This window comes from Roseicyclus persicicus (assembly GCF_012395815.1).
In the GTDB taxonomy this organism is placed as follows: Bacteria; Pseudomonadota; Alphaproteobacteria; order Rhodobacterales; family Rhodobacteraceae; genus Roseicyclus; species Roseicyclus persicicus.
In genome coordinates, this window is sequence record NZ_JAAZQQ010000001.1 from 636,033 (window position 1) to 650,730 (window position 14,698).

General features: G+C 72.1%; 15 protein-coding genes. 8 read left to right on the forward strand and 7 right to left on the reverse strand.

Annotation, left to right across the window (positions count from 1 at the left end):
• Positions 1-100: 100 nt before the first annotated feature.
• The 3 genes from HCU73_RS03320 (at position 101) to HCU73_RS03330 (ending at position 2,706) form a co-directional block, all read left to right on the forward strand.
• On the forward strand, positions 101-1,213 hold the full coding sequence (locus HCU73_RS03320; protein WP_168621964.1) for a hypothetical protein: 1,113 nt from the start codon (positions 101-103) through the stop codon (positions 1,211-1,213).
• Between the two features lie 54 nt (positions 1,214-1,267).
• Positions 1,268-2,128, forward strand: a complete 861-nt coding sequence (locus tag HCU73_RS03325; RefSeq protein WP_168621965.1) for a rhomboid family intramembrane serine protease — start codon at positions 1,268-1,270, stop codon at positions 2,126-2,128.
• Positions 2,129-2,382: 254 nt separating this feature from the next.
• Entirely contained in the window at positions 2,383-2,706 is a 324-nt protein-coding gene (locus HCU73_RS03330; protein ID WP_168622359.1) for a DUF6280 family protein, read from the forward strand.
• Positions 2,707-2,782: 76 nt separating this feature from the next.
• On the opposite strand, the gene HCU73_RS03335 is transcribed toward HCU73_RS03330, so the two are convergent.
• From HCU73_RS03335 to HCU73_RS03365, 7 genes are read right to left on the reverse strand one after another with little or no spacing between them, the layout of a single operon-like run.
• Positions 2,783-4,276: an amidohydrolase family protein gene (locus tag HCU73_RS03335; protein ID WP_168621966.1), complete on the reverse strand. Its 1,494-nt coding sequence runs from the start codon at positions 4,274-4,276 to the stop codon at positions 2,783-2,785.
• A complete protein-coding gene (locus HCU73_RS03340; protein WP_168621967.1) occupies positions 4,273-4,926 on the reverse strand; it encodes an aspartate/glutamate racemase family protein in 654 nt (217 codons plus the stop codon). Before HCU73_RS03340 ends, HCU73_RS03335 begins: the two co-directional genes overlap by 4 nt.
• Positions 4,923-5,807 (reverse strand): polysaccharide deacetylase family protein, encoded by an 885-nt coding sequence (locus HCU73_RS03345; RefSeq protein WP_168621968.1) that lies wholly within the window; start codon positions 5,805-5,807, stop codon positions 4,923-4,925. The genes HCU73_RS03340 and HCU73_RS03345 overlap by 4 nt, the downstream gene beginning before the upstream one ends.
• Positions 5,804-6,736 carry a polysaccharide deacetylase family protein gene (locus tag HCU73_RS03350; RefSeq protein WP_168621969.1) on the reverse strand — a complete coding sequence of 311 codons (933 nt, stop codon included), beginning with the start codon at positions 6,734-6,736 and terminating at the stop codon, positions 5,804-5,806. Before HCU73_RS03350 ends, HCU73_RS03345 begins: the two co-directional genes overlap by 4 nt.
• On the reverse strand, positions 6,733-7,518 hold the full coding sequence (locus HCU73_RS03355) for a BtpA/SgcQ family protein (RefSeq protein WP_168621970.1): 786 nt from the start codon (positions 7,516-7,518) through the stop codon (positions 6,733-6,735). The genes HCU73_RS03350 and HCU73_RS03355 overlap by 4 nt, the downstream gene beginning before the upstream one ends.
• On the reverse strand, positions 7,509-8,531 hold the full coding sequence (locus HCU73_RS03360; RefSeq protein ID WP_168621971.1) for a PfkB family carbohydrate kinase: 1,023 nt from the start codon (positions 8,529-8,531) through the stop codon (positions 7,509-7,511). Before HCU73_RS03360 ends, HCU73_RS03355 begins: the two co-directional genes overlap by 10 nt.
• A gap of 1 nt (position 8,532) precedes the next feature.
• Entirely contained in the window at positions 8,533-9,645 is a 1,113-nt protein-coding gene (locus HCU73_RS03365; protein ID WP_168621972.1) for an SIS domain-containing protein, read from the reverse strand.
• 121 nt (positions 9,646-9,766) lie between these two features.
• Between HCU73_RS03365 and HCU73_RS03370 the strand changes: the two genes are divergently transcribed.
• The 5 genes from HCU73_RS03370 (at position 9,767) to HCU73_RS03390 (ending at position 14,610) form a co-directional block, all read left to right on the forward strand.
• Positions 9,767-10,567, forward strand: a complete 801-nt coding sequence (locus HCU73_RS03370; RefSeq protein ID WP_168621973.1) for a DeoR/GlpR family DNA-binding transcription regulator — start codon at positions 9,767-9,769, stop codon at positions 10,565-10,567.
• Between the two features lie 173 nt (positions 10,568-10,740).
• Positions 10,741-11,787 carry an ABC transporter substrate-binding protein gene (locus HCU73_RS03375; RefSeq protein ID WP_168621974.1) on the forward strand — a complete coding sequence of 349 codons (1,047 nt, stop codon included), beginning with the start codon at positions 10,741-10,743 and terminating at the stop codon, positions 11,785-11,787.
• On the forward strand, positions 11,784-12,866 hold the full coding sequence (locus tag HCU73_RS03380) for an ABC transporter ATP-binding protein (protein ID WP_239025427.1): 1,083 nt from the start codon (positions 11,784-11,786) through the stop codon (positions 12,864-12,866). The genes HCU73_RS03375 and HCU73_RS03380 overlap by 4 nt, the downstream gene beginning before the upstream one ends.
• Positions 12,866-13,798 carry an ABC transporter permease gene (locus HCU73_RS03385; RefSeq protein WP_168621976.1) on the forward strand — a complete coding sequence of 311 codons (933 nt, stop codon included), beginning with the start codon at positions 12,866-12,868 and terminating at the stop codon, positions 13,796-13,798. The genes HCU73_RS03380 and HCU73_RS03385 overlap by 1 nt, the downstream gene beginning before the upstream one ends.
• On the forward strand, positions 13,795-14,610 hold the full coding sequence (locus HCU73_RS03390) for an ABC transporter permease (protein WP_168621977.1): 816 nt from the start codon (positions 13,795-13,797) through the stop codon (positions 14,608-14,610). The genes HCU73_RS03385 and HCU73_RS03390 overlap by 4 nt, the downstream gene beginning before the upstream one ends.
• Positions 14,611-14,698 lie beyond the last annotated feature (88 nt).

The following is a 14,698-nucleotide window of genomic DNA, read 5'->3' on the forward strand; positions in this document are numbered from 1 at the left end:
ATCCTGTGCGGCAAGGCTCCCGGCCGAGGGGCCGTCTTGTCATGGCCGCGGGGCGCGGGCCGACCCGTCCCAGCCCATGGATGTCGAGGAGTGAGCGGTCATGTCGGACCCCGCGAAATCCGCTACCGAGATCGAGGACGTGCTTGCGTCCATCCGCCGGCTGGTGGCGGACTCCGGCTCCGCCGCGTCCCGCGCGGCCGCGCCGCCGGCCGATGCCGGCGACAAGCTGGTGCTGACGCCCGCCCTGCGCGTGACCGACCCCGACGACCCCTGGGCGCCCGTGCGCCGGCAGTCCGCGCCCGCCGCCGTCGCCGCGGACACCGCCGCCGATGACGATGGCGACGACGACACCGATGACGACCCGGAATGGGGCCTCGAGGACCGGCTCGCCGACTGGGGCGAGATCGAGGAAAGCGGCGACGAGGCCGTGGCCGAGGCCCTTGCCGAGGGCCATGCCGACGACACCGGCCCGCCGCCCCCGCTGTCCGATCCTGCGCCCCGTCGCGTGGCCGAGTTCGTGGCCGAAGTCACGCCCGACGAGTTCGTCGCCGAGGTCACGCCCGGCGAGTTCGAGCCCGAGACCGGCGACGCCGATTGGCCCGGCACCGGCGCCGACCGGGCCCTGCGCGAGCTGGCGATCGTCCGCGGACAGGCCGCCGCCGAGCCGGACCCCGCGCCCGAGGCGGAGCCCGAGGCGGTCGAGACCGCCGCCTGGTCCGACGCCGCACCCGAGCCGGCCCCGCACGCGGCCGAAGGCGACGCGGCGGACGCCCCCGAGATGGTCGGGGCCGAGACCGCCGACTGGTCCGCCTCCGAGCCGCAGATGCCCCCCGACACCCCCGACGAGGCTGCAAGCCCGATGACCCCCGACGACCGTCCCGAGGCCCCTGCCGATGCGGAGACCGCCGATCCGGGGTTCACGCCGATCTTTTCCCGCCGCACCGAGGCGCGGCGCTGGTCCGGCCCGGCCGACGGCGACGCGGCGGGCGGCGACGCCCACGCCGAGATCGAGGATCTCGGCGAGACCGAAACGCCCTTCACCTTCCCCGACCCCGAGGAGGGCATCCTCGACGAGGAAACCCTGCGCGAGCTCATCGCCGAGGTGATCCGCGAGGAGCTCCAGGGCGTGCTTGGCCAGCGCATCACCCGAAACGTGCGCAAGATGGTGCGCCGCGAGATCCGGCTCGCGCTCGCCGCCGAGGATTTCGAGTAACCCCGGGCCCCGCCGGCCCTTGACCGCCGGGGGGCGGCACCCGAGGTTACGCCCATGTTCCCGATCCGCGACCACAACCCGTCGAACCGCACGCCCTTCGTCACCTGGGCGCTGATCGCGCTGAACACGGTCATCTTCCTGAGCTACTTCCCCAGCCTCTCGCAGGCCGAGCCGCTGCTGGCCGCCTTCTTCGCCGACTGGGCGCTGGTCCCGGCCGAGGTGCTCTCGGGCCTCGACGGCCACACGGTCGTCACGTCGATGTTCCTGCATGGCGGCTGGATGCACCTGATCGGCAACATGCTGTTCCTGTACATCTTCGGCGACAACCTCGAGGACCTGATGGGGCACTTCTGGTTCCTCGTCTTCTACCTCGCCTCGGGCATTGGCGCCGCGGCGGGTCAGATCCTGTCCGACCCGACCTCGACCGTGCCCATGGTCGGCGCCTCCGGGGCCATCGCGGGGGTCATGGGGGCCTACCTCCTGTTCTTCCCCCGTGCCCGGATCGACGTGCTGGTCATCATCGTGGTGCTGATCCGCATCTTCACGATCCCGGCGTGGCTGATGCTGGGGCTGTGGTTCGGCCTGCAGCTGGTCAACGGGCTGGCGATGGACGTCGCCGGCGGCGGCGGGGTGGCCTACTGGGCCCATGCCGGCGGCTTCGTGGCGGGGGTGGTGCTGGCGCTGCCGCTGTGGCTGCGGCTGGGCGGGCCGGGCTACTGGCAGCGCTGGCACGGCAAGCCGCCCCATGACGAGGTCGAGTACGTGATCGAGCGCGGCCGGAGCAGCCCGATTCCCCGTGTCCGCCGCGTCACCTCCACCCGCGCGGCCACCCGCCCGCTTGCGGATCTGGCCCGCGTGCCCCGCAGCGGCACCCGCCGCGGGCCGCGCTCGCCCTGGTCCGGCGGCCGCGACTGACCCGCCCGGGCCGCGCCGGGCGTCGGGCCCCGATGAATCGTGGCAATATCGTGACAAAAACTTGATGACCGCGTGACCGCACCTATATTTCGCGCTCGGGGCTTCATCCGGATACCGGAAACTGTGCGTTTCCACTCCAAGCCATGCAACCAGCACATACCATGTATGTCGAGATTGCATCACAGAATCGCACGCTTTTCGGGCAGAAGGGTCGCCACGCCGAAATTGCAAGAGCAAAAACAAGGAACGACGAAATGCGAGATTTCGTTGATGGCACGGCCTTCAACTTCGAACAGGGTCAACGCGCGCGGAAGCTTTTCGCGGCGGTGGTTCTGGCTGCGCTCGACGACGCGATCGCGGATGACAAGAAATACGGCAACGGCCCGGAGCAGATCGCCCGCTGGGCCCGCTCGCGCGATGGCCGCGAGGTTCTGAGCTGCGCCGGCATCGACCCCAACGAGCGCGTCGTGCAGGGGCTGATGAAGTTCGTGGCGCAGGGCGTCCGGACCTCGGTCGCCCTCAGCCGCGAGGAAAGCGAGCGCCGCAACCAGGCCGAGGCCGAGGCCGAAGCGGCCTGAGCCCGGTCCCGACCCGGATCGGAAGCGCGCCCTTCGGGGCGCGTTTTTCATTGCAGGCGGCGCCGCCGCTGCCGGGTCAGATCCAGTCGCGGTAGAACGCGGCCACGGGCCCGTGGAGCGCCTTTGCCAGTCGCGCGAGGGCCATCTCCGCCTCGCTCCGCGGCGCGTCGAGGGCGCGGGCGATGGCCTCCAGCACCGCGTCGCGGTCCACCCGCGTGAAGCGGCCGTCATGGTACACGGTCTCGCCGCCCACCAGCACCGTGCGGACCGCGCCGGCCTTGGCCCGCCGCACGAGCACGTCGACCAGCGGCAGGCCGGGGTCCTGGTGGGGCCAGGTGACCGCGCGCCAGTCCAGCAGCACGATATCGGCCAGCCGCCCCGGCGCCAGCCGCCCGATCCGCCCGGCGAAGGGCGTGGTGGCCGCGCCGTGCTCGGTTGCCATGCGCAGGATCTGCGTGGCCGTGGGGCAGGGGCTGGCGTGGCCCGGCGCCCGGTGCAGCGTCAATGCCAGCCGCATCTCCTGCAGCATGTCGCGGTCGTCGTTGATGCCGGCCTCGTCGATGCCGAGGGCCACCGGCACCCCGCTGGCCAGGAACCCGTTCAGGTCGGCGGTGCCGCTCTTGAGGCGCAGGTTGGACGAGCAGTTGTGGCACAGGCAGCCGCCCCGCTCGGCCAGCAGCGCGATGTCGTCGGGCGTCATCCAGACCCCGTGGCCGATGGTCAGCTGCGGGCCGACGAGGCCGAAGCGGTCGATATGCTCCAGCGCCGAGCCGCCGGTGCGGCGGCGGGCGTATTCGGCCTGGTAGGGCGTCTCCAGCAGGTGCATGTGCATCGGCGCGCCGGTGGCCTCGGCGATCCGTGCGGCGCTCTCCAGCGCGGCGTCCGACAGCCAGTGCAGGTTCGACGGCGCGATCTGGATGCCGATCAGCGGCGCGGCCGCCCAGCGGTCCCGCAGCGCGTGGAAGACGGCGATCTGGTCGGCAAGCGGCAGGCCGAACCCCGTCAGGTAGGCCGCCGTGGGCGCGCGCAGGTCTTCGGGCAGCGATGCCACGAAGGCCGCGTCGGCGTCGTAGATCATGCGGTTCTGGTCGCGCAGCGCGAAGGAATAGGACGCCCGCATCCCCAGCTCGACATAGGCGCCGAGGATCGCCTCGGCCCGCGCGATGACCGCGTCGGTGTCGCCGGGCGCCCGGCTGTGCAGGTGCTGGACGGTGGTGACCCCCGAGGCCACCATCTCGAAGGCCGAGAACAGCGTGTCGAGCCGCGGGTGCACGTCGCGCATGGCCAGGCGTTCGGGAAACCACAGCTCCAGCGGCTGGTCCCGCGCGCCCAGCTGGAACGGCGTCAACCCGACGTGGTGGTGGGCGTTCACCAGACCCGGGATCGCGACCATGCCGCGGCCACCGACCTCGGGCGCCTCCGGGTGGGCACGGCGCAGGTCGGACGCCGGGCCGATTGCGGCGATGGTCGCGCCATCGACGAGGATCGCGGCGTCCTCGACGATCTCGGGCGTGCCGTCGGCGGCGAAGCCCGTCACGATCCGGTCGGCGACGACAAGCGTTCCGCTCATGCCTGCGCCCCCTGCTGCAGCCGCGCGACGGACAGGCGTACCGCGGCCGGCACCGGCTCGACCAGGGGCACGGGCGTGCGGGCGGCCAGCGCGCGCGCGGCTTCGGCCAGGGGGCCGCCGCCGATCACCACGGCCTCGGCGCCGCCCTCGGCCACGGCCGCCTCGATGGCGGCGGCCAGCGCGTCCTCCAGGGCCGCGGCGTCGGCGGTCAGGGCGACGGGGTCGCCGGGCGTCGTCCAGGTGCCGGCGAAGTGCCGGTGCCCGTGCCGGGCCGCCGTCGCGGCGATGGCAACGGCCAGGGCCGGCGTCGTCGTGACGACGGCAAAGCGCCGCCCGCCCCGCGCGGCCTCGGCCATGCCCGCCTCGGCGATGCCGGTGACGGGGCAGGGCAGGGCGGCGCGCAGGGCGTCGAGGCCCGGGTCGCTGAAGGCGGCCACGATGACGGCGTCGGCCTGCCCGAGCGAGGGCGCCAGCGCGGCCACCGCCTCGGCCGCGACGACGAAGGCGGCGGGCTCGGTGATCAGCGGCGCGCCGAAGGCGGCGGTGTGGCCGATCACCTCGGCCCGGCCCCCGGCCTCCCGCGCGGCGATGGCGACCATGCGGCGCGTGATGTCGGCCGAGGTGTTGGGGTTGACCAGCGCGATCCTCATGGCGCGGCCTCGCGGAAGGCACGGGCGATGTCGATCCGCCGCGCGATCCAGAGGCGGTCGCGTCGGCGGGCGAGCTCGGCGAGGATGCGGTCAAAGGCCGGGAACCGGGCGGGGCGGCCGACGATGCGCAGGTGGAACCCGATGTTCAGGAGCCGCGGCAGCCCCGCCTCGGCCTCGGCCTGCAGCACGTCGAGCGCCTCGGTGACGTAGTCCACCATCTCGCCGGGCCGCACGAAGCCGTTGGGGTGGAAGAACTTCATGTCGTTGGTGTCGAGCGCGTAGGGCACCACCACAAGGCCCGAGGGGTCGCGGTAGGGCAGGTCGTCGTCGAAGGCGTTGGAGGTGTAGACATAGCCGCGCTCGGCCAGCAGTTGGCGGGTCCAGGGGCTTTCGGCACCGCGGCAGAAAAAGCCACGGGGGGCCTCCCCGGTCGCCGCCGCGATGGCCGCGCCCGCGCGGTCGAGATCGGCGCCCTCGGCCTCGGGGGTGTCGTAGTCGGCGTGCGGGCGCCAGAGCCAGCCGTGGCAGGCAGTCTCGTGCCCGTCGGCCGCCAGCGCCGCGAGCACGGGCGCGGCCCGCTCGGCCGCACGGCCACAGGCGAACAGCGTCGCGGGGATGGCGTGCCGGCGCAGCGCCGCGGCCATGCGCCAGGCCCCCGCCCGCGTGCCGTAGGCGAAGATCTGCGCCTGTCCGGGGTCGGGCCGGTCATCCGGCACCACCGACAGCACCTCGCCGATGCGCTCGTTCGCCGGGTCGCCGTCGATCACCTGCCGCTCGGCGCCTTCCTCGACGTTCACCACCACCGACACGGCCAGCCGCGCGCCGTTCGGCCAGCGCAGGTCGGGCCAGGCGCCGCCGTAGCCGATCAGGTCGCGGGTCATGGCGCGAACCCGGCCGGGCAGGGGCGCGGCGCCCAGTCGGGCAGGCCCAGCCCCGCGCGCCAGGCCCGGGCGATCTGGGCCCGGGTCGCGAACCAGACGCCCTCATGCCGCAGCGCGTGATCGAGGAACGCCTCGAGCCCGCCGATCCGCGCCGGCCGCCCGATGATGCGCGTGTGCAGCCCGATCGACAGCATCCGCGGCGCATGGCGCGCCTCGGCGTGGAGCCGGTCGAAGGCGTCGATGCAGTAGCGCGCGAAGTCTGACCCGAAGACGAAGCCGCCGCCGTTGTAGAACCGCATGTCGTTGGTGTCGAAGGCGTAGGGCAGCACCACGTGCGGGCCCGCCGCGGTGTCGACCATGTAAGGCAGGTCGTCGTTGTAGGCGTTGCTGTCGTAGAGGAACCCACCCTGTTCAATCAGCAGCGACCGGGTGAGGGGCGACGTGGCCGAGCGCGTGTGCCAGCCGAGCGGCGGCGTGCCCGCGGCCCCGGCGATGGCGGCCACGGCCTGCGCGATCGCGCGGCGCTCGGTGGCTTCGTCCATGTGGACGTGCCGTTCCCAGCGCCAGCCATGGGCGGCGACCTCGTGGCCGTCGGCGACCGCCTCGGCGGCGATCCAGGGCGTCGCGGCGACGGCGCGGCCGCAGGCGTTGAGGGTGACCGCCACGCCGCGCCGGCGCAGCGCGTCGCGGATGCGCGGCCAGCCGGCCCGCGGCCCGTATTCGAAATGGCTTTCCATGCAGAGGTCGCGGACGCCCTCGACGCGCTCGACCGCCTCGTAGATATGCTCGTTGCGCTCGTCGCCGTCGCCGAGGGACAGCTCGGCGCCCTCCTCGATGTTGACGACCACCGACACCGCCAGCCGCGCCCCGCCGGGCCAGGTGATGTCGGGGGCGCCGCCCCGGTAGCCGGCGAAGTCGCGCCCGGTCATGCCCCGCCCGCCGCGTCCATGAAACGCCGGCACAGGTCGGCGTCCCAGCGCAGGATGTCGTCGTCGCCGGCCCCCGCCCGCATCAGCGCGCTCGAGACGATCACACCGTCCGACGCGGCCAGGGCCTGGGCGGCATTGTCCTCGGTTACACCGCCGCCGATCAGGATCGGCCGCCCGGGCACCGCCTTGCGCACCGCGGCGATGCGGTCGAGGGTGTCGGCAAAGCTCCCCCCCGTGATGATCAGGCCGTCCGCCCCCACCTTGGCCGCCCAGTTGGCGGCGAAGGGCTGCGGCTCGTCCGACAGGGGTCGCGCGGTGCGGTCGTGGACATCGGCGAGGATCGCGATGTCGGGCCGTCCCAGCGCCGCCCGGTACGCGACGGCCGCCGCGCCCAGCCCGTGCCGGGGGCCCTCGGCCGTCATGGCCCCGCCGACGAAGACCTTGAGCCGCACGAAATCGGCGCCGGCCGCATGGGCGACGGACAGGGCCGCCACCGGGTCATGCGCCTCGATGATGATGCCGAGACCGAGACCCGGCACCTCGGCCCGGATCAGCCGCCCGAGGCTCGCCATCAGGGCCAGCGTGTCGGGGGTGGCGGGCCCGGCGGTGCGGGTCTGGTCCTGCAGCTTGATCCACGGGATGCCCGCCGCGGCGAAGACGCGTGCGTTGGTGACCGCGTAGTCCTCGTACCAGGCGACCGAGCGGTGCCGCGACAGGGCGAAATCGGGCAGGTGCAGCGCGGCGATGACGGGCGGCCGGGATGCGAACAGGGTCAGGGGCATTCGGCGACCTCCTCGCCAAGGGTGGCACGCAAGGCGGCGCGGTCGGGGGGCAGCGCCCCATCGGCGCCGAAGCATTCGACGATCCGCGCGGCCGAGATCGCGCCGTGGCGCGCGGCGCGCAGCGGGTCGCCGGTCTCGACCAGACCGGCCAGGAACCCGCCGCAGAAACTGTCGCCCGCGCCGGTGGGGTCGAGCGTGCGCGCCGGCGCCGGCGGCACGGCGACGGGGGCGGCCGCGGCCCGATCCCAGACCAGCACGCCCCGCGGCCCGAGCTTGACCGCGACCGCGCCGGGGCAGCGGGCGGCGATCGCCGCCAGCGCGTCGGCGATGCCCGCGCCGGGCACCAGCGCGCGCAACTCCACCTCGCTGGGCAGGAAGGCGTCGATGCGGGCCAGGATCGGCGTGATCTCGTCGAGGGTGTAGTCGGCCAGCTGCCAGCCGGGGTCGGCGGTGACGACCGCGCCGCCCGGCGCGAAAACGTCCAGCATGGCCAGCATCACCCCGGGCTGGCTGGGGGCCAGGTGCACGCCCCGCGCATGGCGCCAGGCCTCGGGCACCTGCGACGGGGTCAGCGGATGGCGCACGCGGAAGTCGGAATAGCTGATCTCGCCGGGGGCCTCGCGGCGCGCCAGCAGGTCGCGCCATCGGGCGATCTGCGCCGCGGTCAGGCGGTCGGTCGGAAAGCCGGCCTCGGCCAGCGCGTCTGGCGGGCTCGACAGGCCCTCGTCGCGGTGGCCGTCGGCGTCGTAGATGAACCAGTTGCAGGAGCTGAGCCGCTCGTCCGACCAGGCCACGCCGCCGAGGTCGATGCCGTGCTGTTCCAGCCGGGCGATGGTGGCCCGTGGATAGCTCTCGACCGCGCAACTGACGAGGCCGACACCCGGCGCCCACATCAGGGCGCCGACCGCCGAATAGGCGCCGTTGCCGCCGGCCTGCGCCAGCGCGACCTGGCCGTCGGCCGAGATCACGTTGTCGACCGTAAGCCCCCCGACGGTGACCAGCTCGGGCGCCACCTCACCCTCCGAGGCGCGGCGCACCGAGGCCCAGCGCGTCCCGCTCCACCGCAGCGTGGTAGCCGAACAGGTGCAGCGGCACGCTGTAGAGGATCGGGGCGGTTTCCCAGGCGACGGCGGGCAGGCGCCAGACGACATCCGCGATTTCGGCGATCTCGGTCTCGCCCTCGGGCACCAGCGCGATGCAGACGCCCTCGCTCCCGCGGCTCATGATCGCGGTTTCCACGGCCCGCGGGTGGCTGGCCATGTCGGGCGCGATCAGGAACATCGGGTCGCCGGCCTTCTGCGTCCGGTAGTGGTGATATTCCTCCAGCGGGAAGGCGTAGGCGTGGATCGGCGCCAGTTCCTTGAGCTTGGCCGCGCCGAAGGCGGCGGGCGCGTAGTGCGGGCCGGCGCCGGCCAGCAGCACGAGGTCGGCGCGCGCCAGCCGCGCCGCCAGGGCGCGGGCCGGCTCGTAGAGCGCCTCGGCCACGGCATCGACAAGGCCGGGCAGGGCGTCGAGCGCCGCCTGCAGGGACGCCGTGTGCTGCCCGCGCGCCTCGGCGATCGCGGCGACGAGCGCCAGCTTGAGCGCCATCGCCGCCGTGCTCGACTGGGTCGGCCAGCCGCCGCGGGTGGCGCGGATGTGTAGCGCGCCCGGGAACTCCTCCATCAGCGGTGAGCCCAGCGTGTTCGACAGGCCGATGGTATAGGCGCCGCGGGCCGCGGCCCCCTTCAGCCCCTCGATCACCGGCTCGGTCTTGCCGCTGGAGCTGAGGCCGATGACCACCGTCTCCGCGTCCACCACGTCGAGGCCGTAGGTGGCGAAGTCGAACGCCTCGCAGGGCTCGCATACCGCGCCGAGCGTCCGTTCCACCACGTGGCGCACGCCGTAGCCCGAGATCCAGCTGTCGCCGCAGCCCACCATCGCCACGCGGCGGATGCGCCGGCCGGCCAGGTCCGCGGCGATCTTCGCCAAGGGGCCGGTGTTGGCCTCGAGCGTCGCGCGGATCGCTTCGCCCTGCGACATCATCTCGGTCCGCGTGAGCGCGACGCGCCGAAACCGTTCGGGATCGCCGGCCGCATCGGAGGACGATTCGCGGCGGATTTCCTGCAGGCGTTGCTCAATACTCACGTCGCTCTTCCTTTCGTGTCATCCTGACGCGGCGGGGCGGCCGCTGTCGCAAGAAACTGCTTCGCTTTCGGTATCTGTCACTTAAGTAAGAAACACAAGACTGCATCGTGAGGGTCCTGCCATGTCCGACGCCAGCCAGGCAACGCAACTCAATCCGCGGCACGAACGCATCCTGGAAATGCTGAACCGCGACCGGGTGGTGGAGGTCGCCAGGCTGTCCGAGGTGCTTGGGGTTTCGGCGGTGACGATCCGGTCCGACCTCGACACGCTGGAGCGCCGGATGCTGCTGCGCCGGATCCGGGGCGGGGCGACCTCGGTGCAGGCGGCCCGCTTCGTGCGGCCGCTCGAGTTGCCCAGCCAGAGCTTCGGCGCGGAAAAGGAGCGCATCGGCGCCATGGCCGCGCGCATGGTGCGCGACGGTGAGACGATCATCCTCGACGCCGGCACCACGACGCGCGCCATGGCGCTGGCGCTGCCGGCCGACCTGCGCGACGTGGTCGTCATCACGAACAGCCTCGATATCGCCATTTCGCTGGAAACCCACGCCGGCATCACGGTCATGCTGACTGGCGGCACGGTCAAGAAGACCGGGCGCAACCCGCGGTCCCGGTCGCTGATCCCGCCCTTCGCGGGGCTGGTCCTGGCGCAGCTCAATGCCGATTGCGCCTATCTGTGCTGTGCCGGGGTCGACGCGGACCGCGGCTTTACCAACGCCCATTTCGAGGAGGTCGAGATCAAGCGCGCGATGCTGGCCGCGGCCCGCCGGGTGGTCGTGCTGGGCGATCACGGCAAGCTGGGCCATGTGGCCGGCGCGCGAATCGCGGGGCTCGAGGAGGTCTCCACGCTGGTCACGGACGCCGGCGCGGGGCCCTCGGATGTCGCCGCGCTGACCGCTGCGGGGCTCGACGTGATCCTCGCCTGATCCGCGGATCGCCGCTTTTTTGTGCGCCCGGGCCGGCGGCCGGTGAGCAAAGCCGCAAACGCGCTTGACCGACTCGGGTTATTGCGAAAGGTTTCGATTATAGGAAAAACAAAAGTAACGTTGGGCGATGCGGGCCAGAACCCGCGGATGACCACAGCACAGGGAGCTGACCAATGAGACTGACCCGAAGGACGGTGCTGGGCGGGCTTGCCGCCACGACCACGCTGGCAAGCCCCTCGATCCTGCGCGCGCAGACCCGCGAACTGGTGATGATCGGCTACGGCAACGACCAGGACGCGCCGCTGATCGCCGCCGGCGCCGAGCTGGGGCGCCGCCATCCCGGCGTGAGCCTGCAGGTCATCGGCGGCCTGTCGGCCGAGGCGCTGGCCCAGATCAAGGCCGCGCGCGGCAACTCGCCCTACGACTTCGCGGTCATGGGCTCGCCCGCGATCATCAACGCGCTGGCCGAGGACGTGCTGGTGCCGCTCGACTTTTCGCGCATCTCCAACTCGGCCAATGTCGACCCGCGCTTCATGCCCTACGGCTACGACGTCGGTCAGCCGATCTGGTTCGAGGGCATCGGCGTCGCCTACGACACCACCAAGATCTCGACCCCGCCGACCACCTGGGCGGATCTCTGGAGCGGCGAATACAACGGCCGCATCGGCATGTGCCGGCCGCAGTCGAACCTCGGCCTCGGCGTGCTGGCCGCCACCTGCGAAGCCTTCGGCATGGCGCAGGACGACATGACCTTCGCGCTGGAGAAGTGGCAGGAGCTGGACCCCCTCGTCGGCCGGAGCCCGCCGCTCCTGCAGCAGATGATCGAGCGCGGCGAGGTCGACCTTGCGCCGCTGTGGCACGTCAACTCGGCGCTGGCCGCCTCCACGGGCCTGCCCATCGGCTACGCCAAGCTGACCGGGCCGGGGCCGCTGATGCTGCCGACCAACATCGTGCAGTTCGTCAACACCGCCGAGGGCACCGCGGACCTCGTGCACGAGTTCACCGACATCCTGCTGACGCCCGAGATCCAGACCATGGCGGGCAGCGCGCCGATCTACTTCGGCACGGTGGTGCAGGGGATCGAGGTGCCGGCGGACGCCGCGCCCTACGTGCCCTCGACGCCCGAGGAACTGGCCGGCACGACCTCCCTCGACTGGCCGTCCTTCGCACCGCTGCGCGGCGAGACGGTGGAGACCTTCGACCGCATGTTCGCGGCATGATGCAAGGACCGACCGGTCCTGCGACCTCGGTCGCCACGACGTCCCCGGTGCTGCGCATCGGGGGCGTCGGCAAGCGCTTCGGCACGTTCACCGTGCTGGACGACTGTTCGCTCGACGTGGCCGAGGGCGAGATCGTCACGCTGCTCGGGCCGTCGGGCTGCGGCAAGACCACGCTCCTGCGCTGCATCGCGGGGTTCTGGGATGCCGACAGCGGGTCGATCACCATCGACGGGCAGGACATGGCCCGGGTGCCGGTCAACCGCCGCCCCGTCGGCGTGGTGTTCCAGAGCTATGCGCTGTTCCCCCACCTCACCGTCGCCCGCAACGTCGGTTATGCGCTGCGGATGCAGGGGGTGCCCCGCGCCGAGGCCGCGCGCCGGGTCGCCGCCGCGCTCGAGACGGTGTCGCTGACCGGGTTCGAGGACCGCTATCCCGCCCAGCTGTCGGGCGGCCAGCAGCAGCGCGTCGCCATCGCGCGCGTGCTGGTGATGGAGCCGCGCGTCCTGCTGCTGGACGAGCCGTTCAACGCGCTCGACGCCAAGCTGCGCGGCACCATGCAGGTGGAGCTGCGCCAGCTGATCAAGAGCCTCGGGCTGACCTCGATCTTCGTCACCCATGACCAGGAGGAGGCGCTGACGATGAGCGACCGCATCGCCGTCATGCGCGCCGGGCGGATCGAGCAGGCCGCCCCCCCGGACGAGATCTTCGACCGCCCCGCCACCGCCTACGTGGCCGATTTCATCGGCTCGTCGAATTTCTGGCCGTCCCTGGTCGCCGATGGCCGCGTGTCCCTGCCCGACGGGCAGAGCGTGGCCACGGGTCTCAGGGGCGCCGTCCGCGTGATGGCCCGCCCCCACAACCTGCAGATCGCGCCGCCCGCGGCCGGCCCGTGGCAGGGCCGGGTCGCCTTCCAGCGCTCGGTCGGGCCTCTGGTCGAATACCATGTCGAGACGGAGGGCGGCGACGCCATGGTCAAGGTCGTCGCCATGCGACGCGCGCAGGACCGCGGCTTTGCCGACGGCACCGCCGTCAGCCTGCGCATCGTCGATCCGGCGCTCTGCGCCGTCTACCCCGCCTGATGGCCGAGGCATCCTACACCGCGCCGCTGGCGACCCGCGGCCTTGGCGAGCGCCTCGTCGATGCGCTGCTGTCGGGGCGCGGCATCTGGCCCGCGGTGCCCGCGATCATCGTGCTGACCGTCGTCGCGGTGATCCCCTTCGTCATCCTGCTGTCGCTCGGCTTCTCGGACATGGAGGTGTCGCGCGGGGCCATCGTCTCGCAGACCTTCTCGCTCCAGCACCTCACCAACGCGCTGACCGATCCGCTGTACTGGACGACCTTCCAGCGCTCGATGACCCTTGCCCTGACCACGACGGCCCTCTGCATCTTCTTCGGATACCCGGTGGCCTACCTGTTCCTGATCGGCGGGCGCTGGACCCGGCGGCTGATCCTGGTGCTGACCATCGCGCCGCTGCTGACCAGCGGCATCGTGCGGACCTACGCCTGGCTGGTGATCCTGGGCGGCCGCGGCGTGGTGAACTCGACCCTGATGAGCCTCGGGCTGATCGACCAGCCGCTGCGGATCATGAACACGCACTGGGCCGTGCTGATCGGGATGGTGCAGATCCACCTGCCGGTGATGATCCTGCCGCTCATCGCGGTGATGAGCCGCCACGACGGCCGTCTTGTGGAGGCCTCGGCCAATCTCGGCGCCTCGCGGCTGGGAACTCTGCGCACCGTGATCCTGCCGCTCAGCGTGCCGGGCATCGGCACCGGGGCGGCGCTGGTGTTCACGCTCAGCTACACCACCTTCGTGGTCCCGCAGCTGCTGGGCGGAGGCAACTACCTGAACGCGGCGACGATGATCTACGAACAGGTCGTCTATTCGCTGGAATGGAGCAAGGGGTCGGTCAGTTCCATGATCCTGATGGTGACCTGCCTGATCGTGCTGGTGGCCATCGCGCTGGTGACCAACCATTTCACCCGCTGGACCAAGGGGCGCGACGCATGAGGGCGTTCCGGCATCTGTCGCTGTCCGATGCGCTGGGCATCGGCCTGATCCTCTGCGTGGCGGTGTTTTCGCTCCTGCTGCTGGTGGCGCCGTCGATCATCGTGGTGATGATCTCGTTCGACACCCGCGCCTTCGTCAGCTTCCCGCCCGAGGGGTTCACGCTGCGCTGGTATGCCGAGGTGTTCGAGCAGGGCGAGCTGGTCGATGCCATGCTGAACAGCCTGCAGGTCGGCCTGACCGTCACGCTCCTGTGCATCCTGCTCGGCGTGCCGACGGCGCTGGCCTGCGCGCGGGGGCGGTTCCGCGGCACCACCGCGCTGTCGGTCTTCGTGCTGGTGCCGCACATGGTGCCAGGGATCGTGCTGGGCGTCGCGGTGCTGTTCGCGGGCGCGCTGGTGGGCGTGTCGCCGTCGATCTGGCTGCAGTCGGTCGCGATCACCGTGTTCATCCTCGCGGTGATGGTGCGCACGGTGCAGAGCCGGCTGGTGCGCCTCGACCCCGCGCTGGAGGAGGCCGCCGCCAACCTGCGCGCGACCCCGTTCCAGAGCCTGCGCACCGTGACCTTCCCGCTCCTGATGCCCGCGATCCTGGCCGGCGCCGTCTTCACCTTCGTCGAAGGCTTCGACAACCTGTCGGTGGCGATCTTCACCCACGGCTTCCGCGACCGGCCGCTGCCGGTGGAACTGCTGGCGCTGGTCCAATACACCAGCTCGCCCCTCGTCGCGGCGGTGTCGGGCGTGCAGATCGTGCTGGCCATCGCCGCGCTGGTGGCGGTGTCGCTCAGCATCGGCCTCGACAACGTCAACGACTGACCGAGGCGGCCGCCGCAGGCCGGTGCGCGGCCCCGAATTTCGTTGTGAACGGACCGCGCCGCACCTACGCTTTTCAAAAGACGTGCGC

What these genes read in the sequence shown, in the direction of transcription:
- HCU73_RS03380 (WP_239025427.1), top strand. Translation starts at nt 11,784, where the DNA reads ATGATGCAAGGACCGACCGGTCCTGCGACCTCGGTCGCCACGACGTCC.
- HCU73_RS03345 (WP_168621968.1), bottom strand. Translation starts at nt 5,807, where the DNA reads ATGACCCGCGACCTGATCGGCTACGGCGGCGCCTGGCCCGACCTGCGC.
- HCU73_RS03375 (WP_168621974.1), top strand. Translation starts at nt 10,741, where the DNA reads ATGAGACTGACCCGAAGGACGGTGCTGGGCGGGCTTGCCGCCACGACC.
- HCU73_RS03325 (WP_168621965.1), top strand. Translation starts at nt 1,268, where the DNA reads ATGTTCCCGATCCGCGACCACAACCCGTCGAACCGCACGCCCTTCGTC.
- HCU73_RS03335 (WP_168621966.1), bottom strand. Translation starts at nt 4,276, where the DNA reads ATGAGCGGAACGCTTGTCGTCGCCGACCGGATCGTGACGGGCTTCGCC.
- HCU73_RS03390 (WP_168621977.1), top strand. Translation starts at nt 13,795, where the DNA reads ATGAGGGCGTTCCGGCATCTGTCGCTGTCCGATGCGCTGGGCATCGGC.
- HCU73_RS03370 (WP_168621973.1), top strand. Translation starts at nt 9,767, where the DNA reads ATGTCCGACGCCAGCCAGGCAACGCAACTCAATCCGCGGCACGAACGC.
- HCU73_RS03385 (WP_168621976.1), top strand. Translation starts at nt 12,866, where the DNA reads ATGGCCGAGGCATCCTACACCGCGCCGCTGGCGACCCGCGGCCTTGGC.
- HCU73_RS03330 (WP_168622359.1), top strand. Translation starts at nt 2,383, where the DNA reads ATGCGAGATTTCGTTGATGGCACGGCCTTCAACTTCGAACAGGGTCAA.
- HCU73_RS03355 (WP_168621970.1), bottom strand. Translation starts at nt 7,518, where the DNA reads ATGCCCCTGACCCTGTTCGCATCCCGGCCGCCCGTCATCGCCGCGCTG.
- HCU73_RS03350 (WP_168621969.1), bottom strand. Translation starts at nt 6,736, where the DNA reads ATGACCGGGCGCGACTTCGCCGGCTACCGGGGCGGCGCCCCCGACATC.
- HCU73_RS03320 (WP_168621964.1), top strand. Translation starts at nt 101, where the DNA reads ATGTCGGACCCCGCGAAATCCGCTACCGAGATCGAGGACGTGCTTGCG.
- HCU73_RS03340 (WP_168621967.1), bottom strand. Translation starts at nt 4,926, where the DNA reads ATGAGGATCGCGCTGGTCAACCCCAACACCTCGGCCGACATCACGCGC.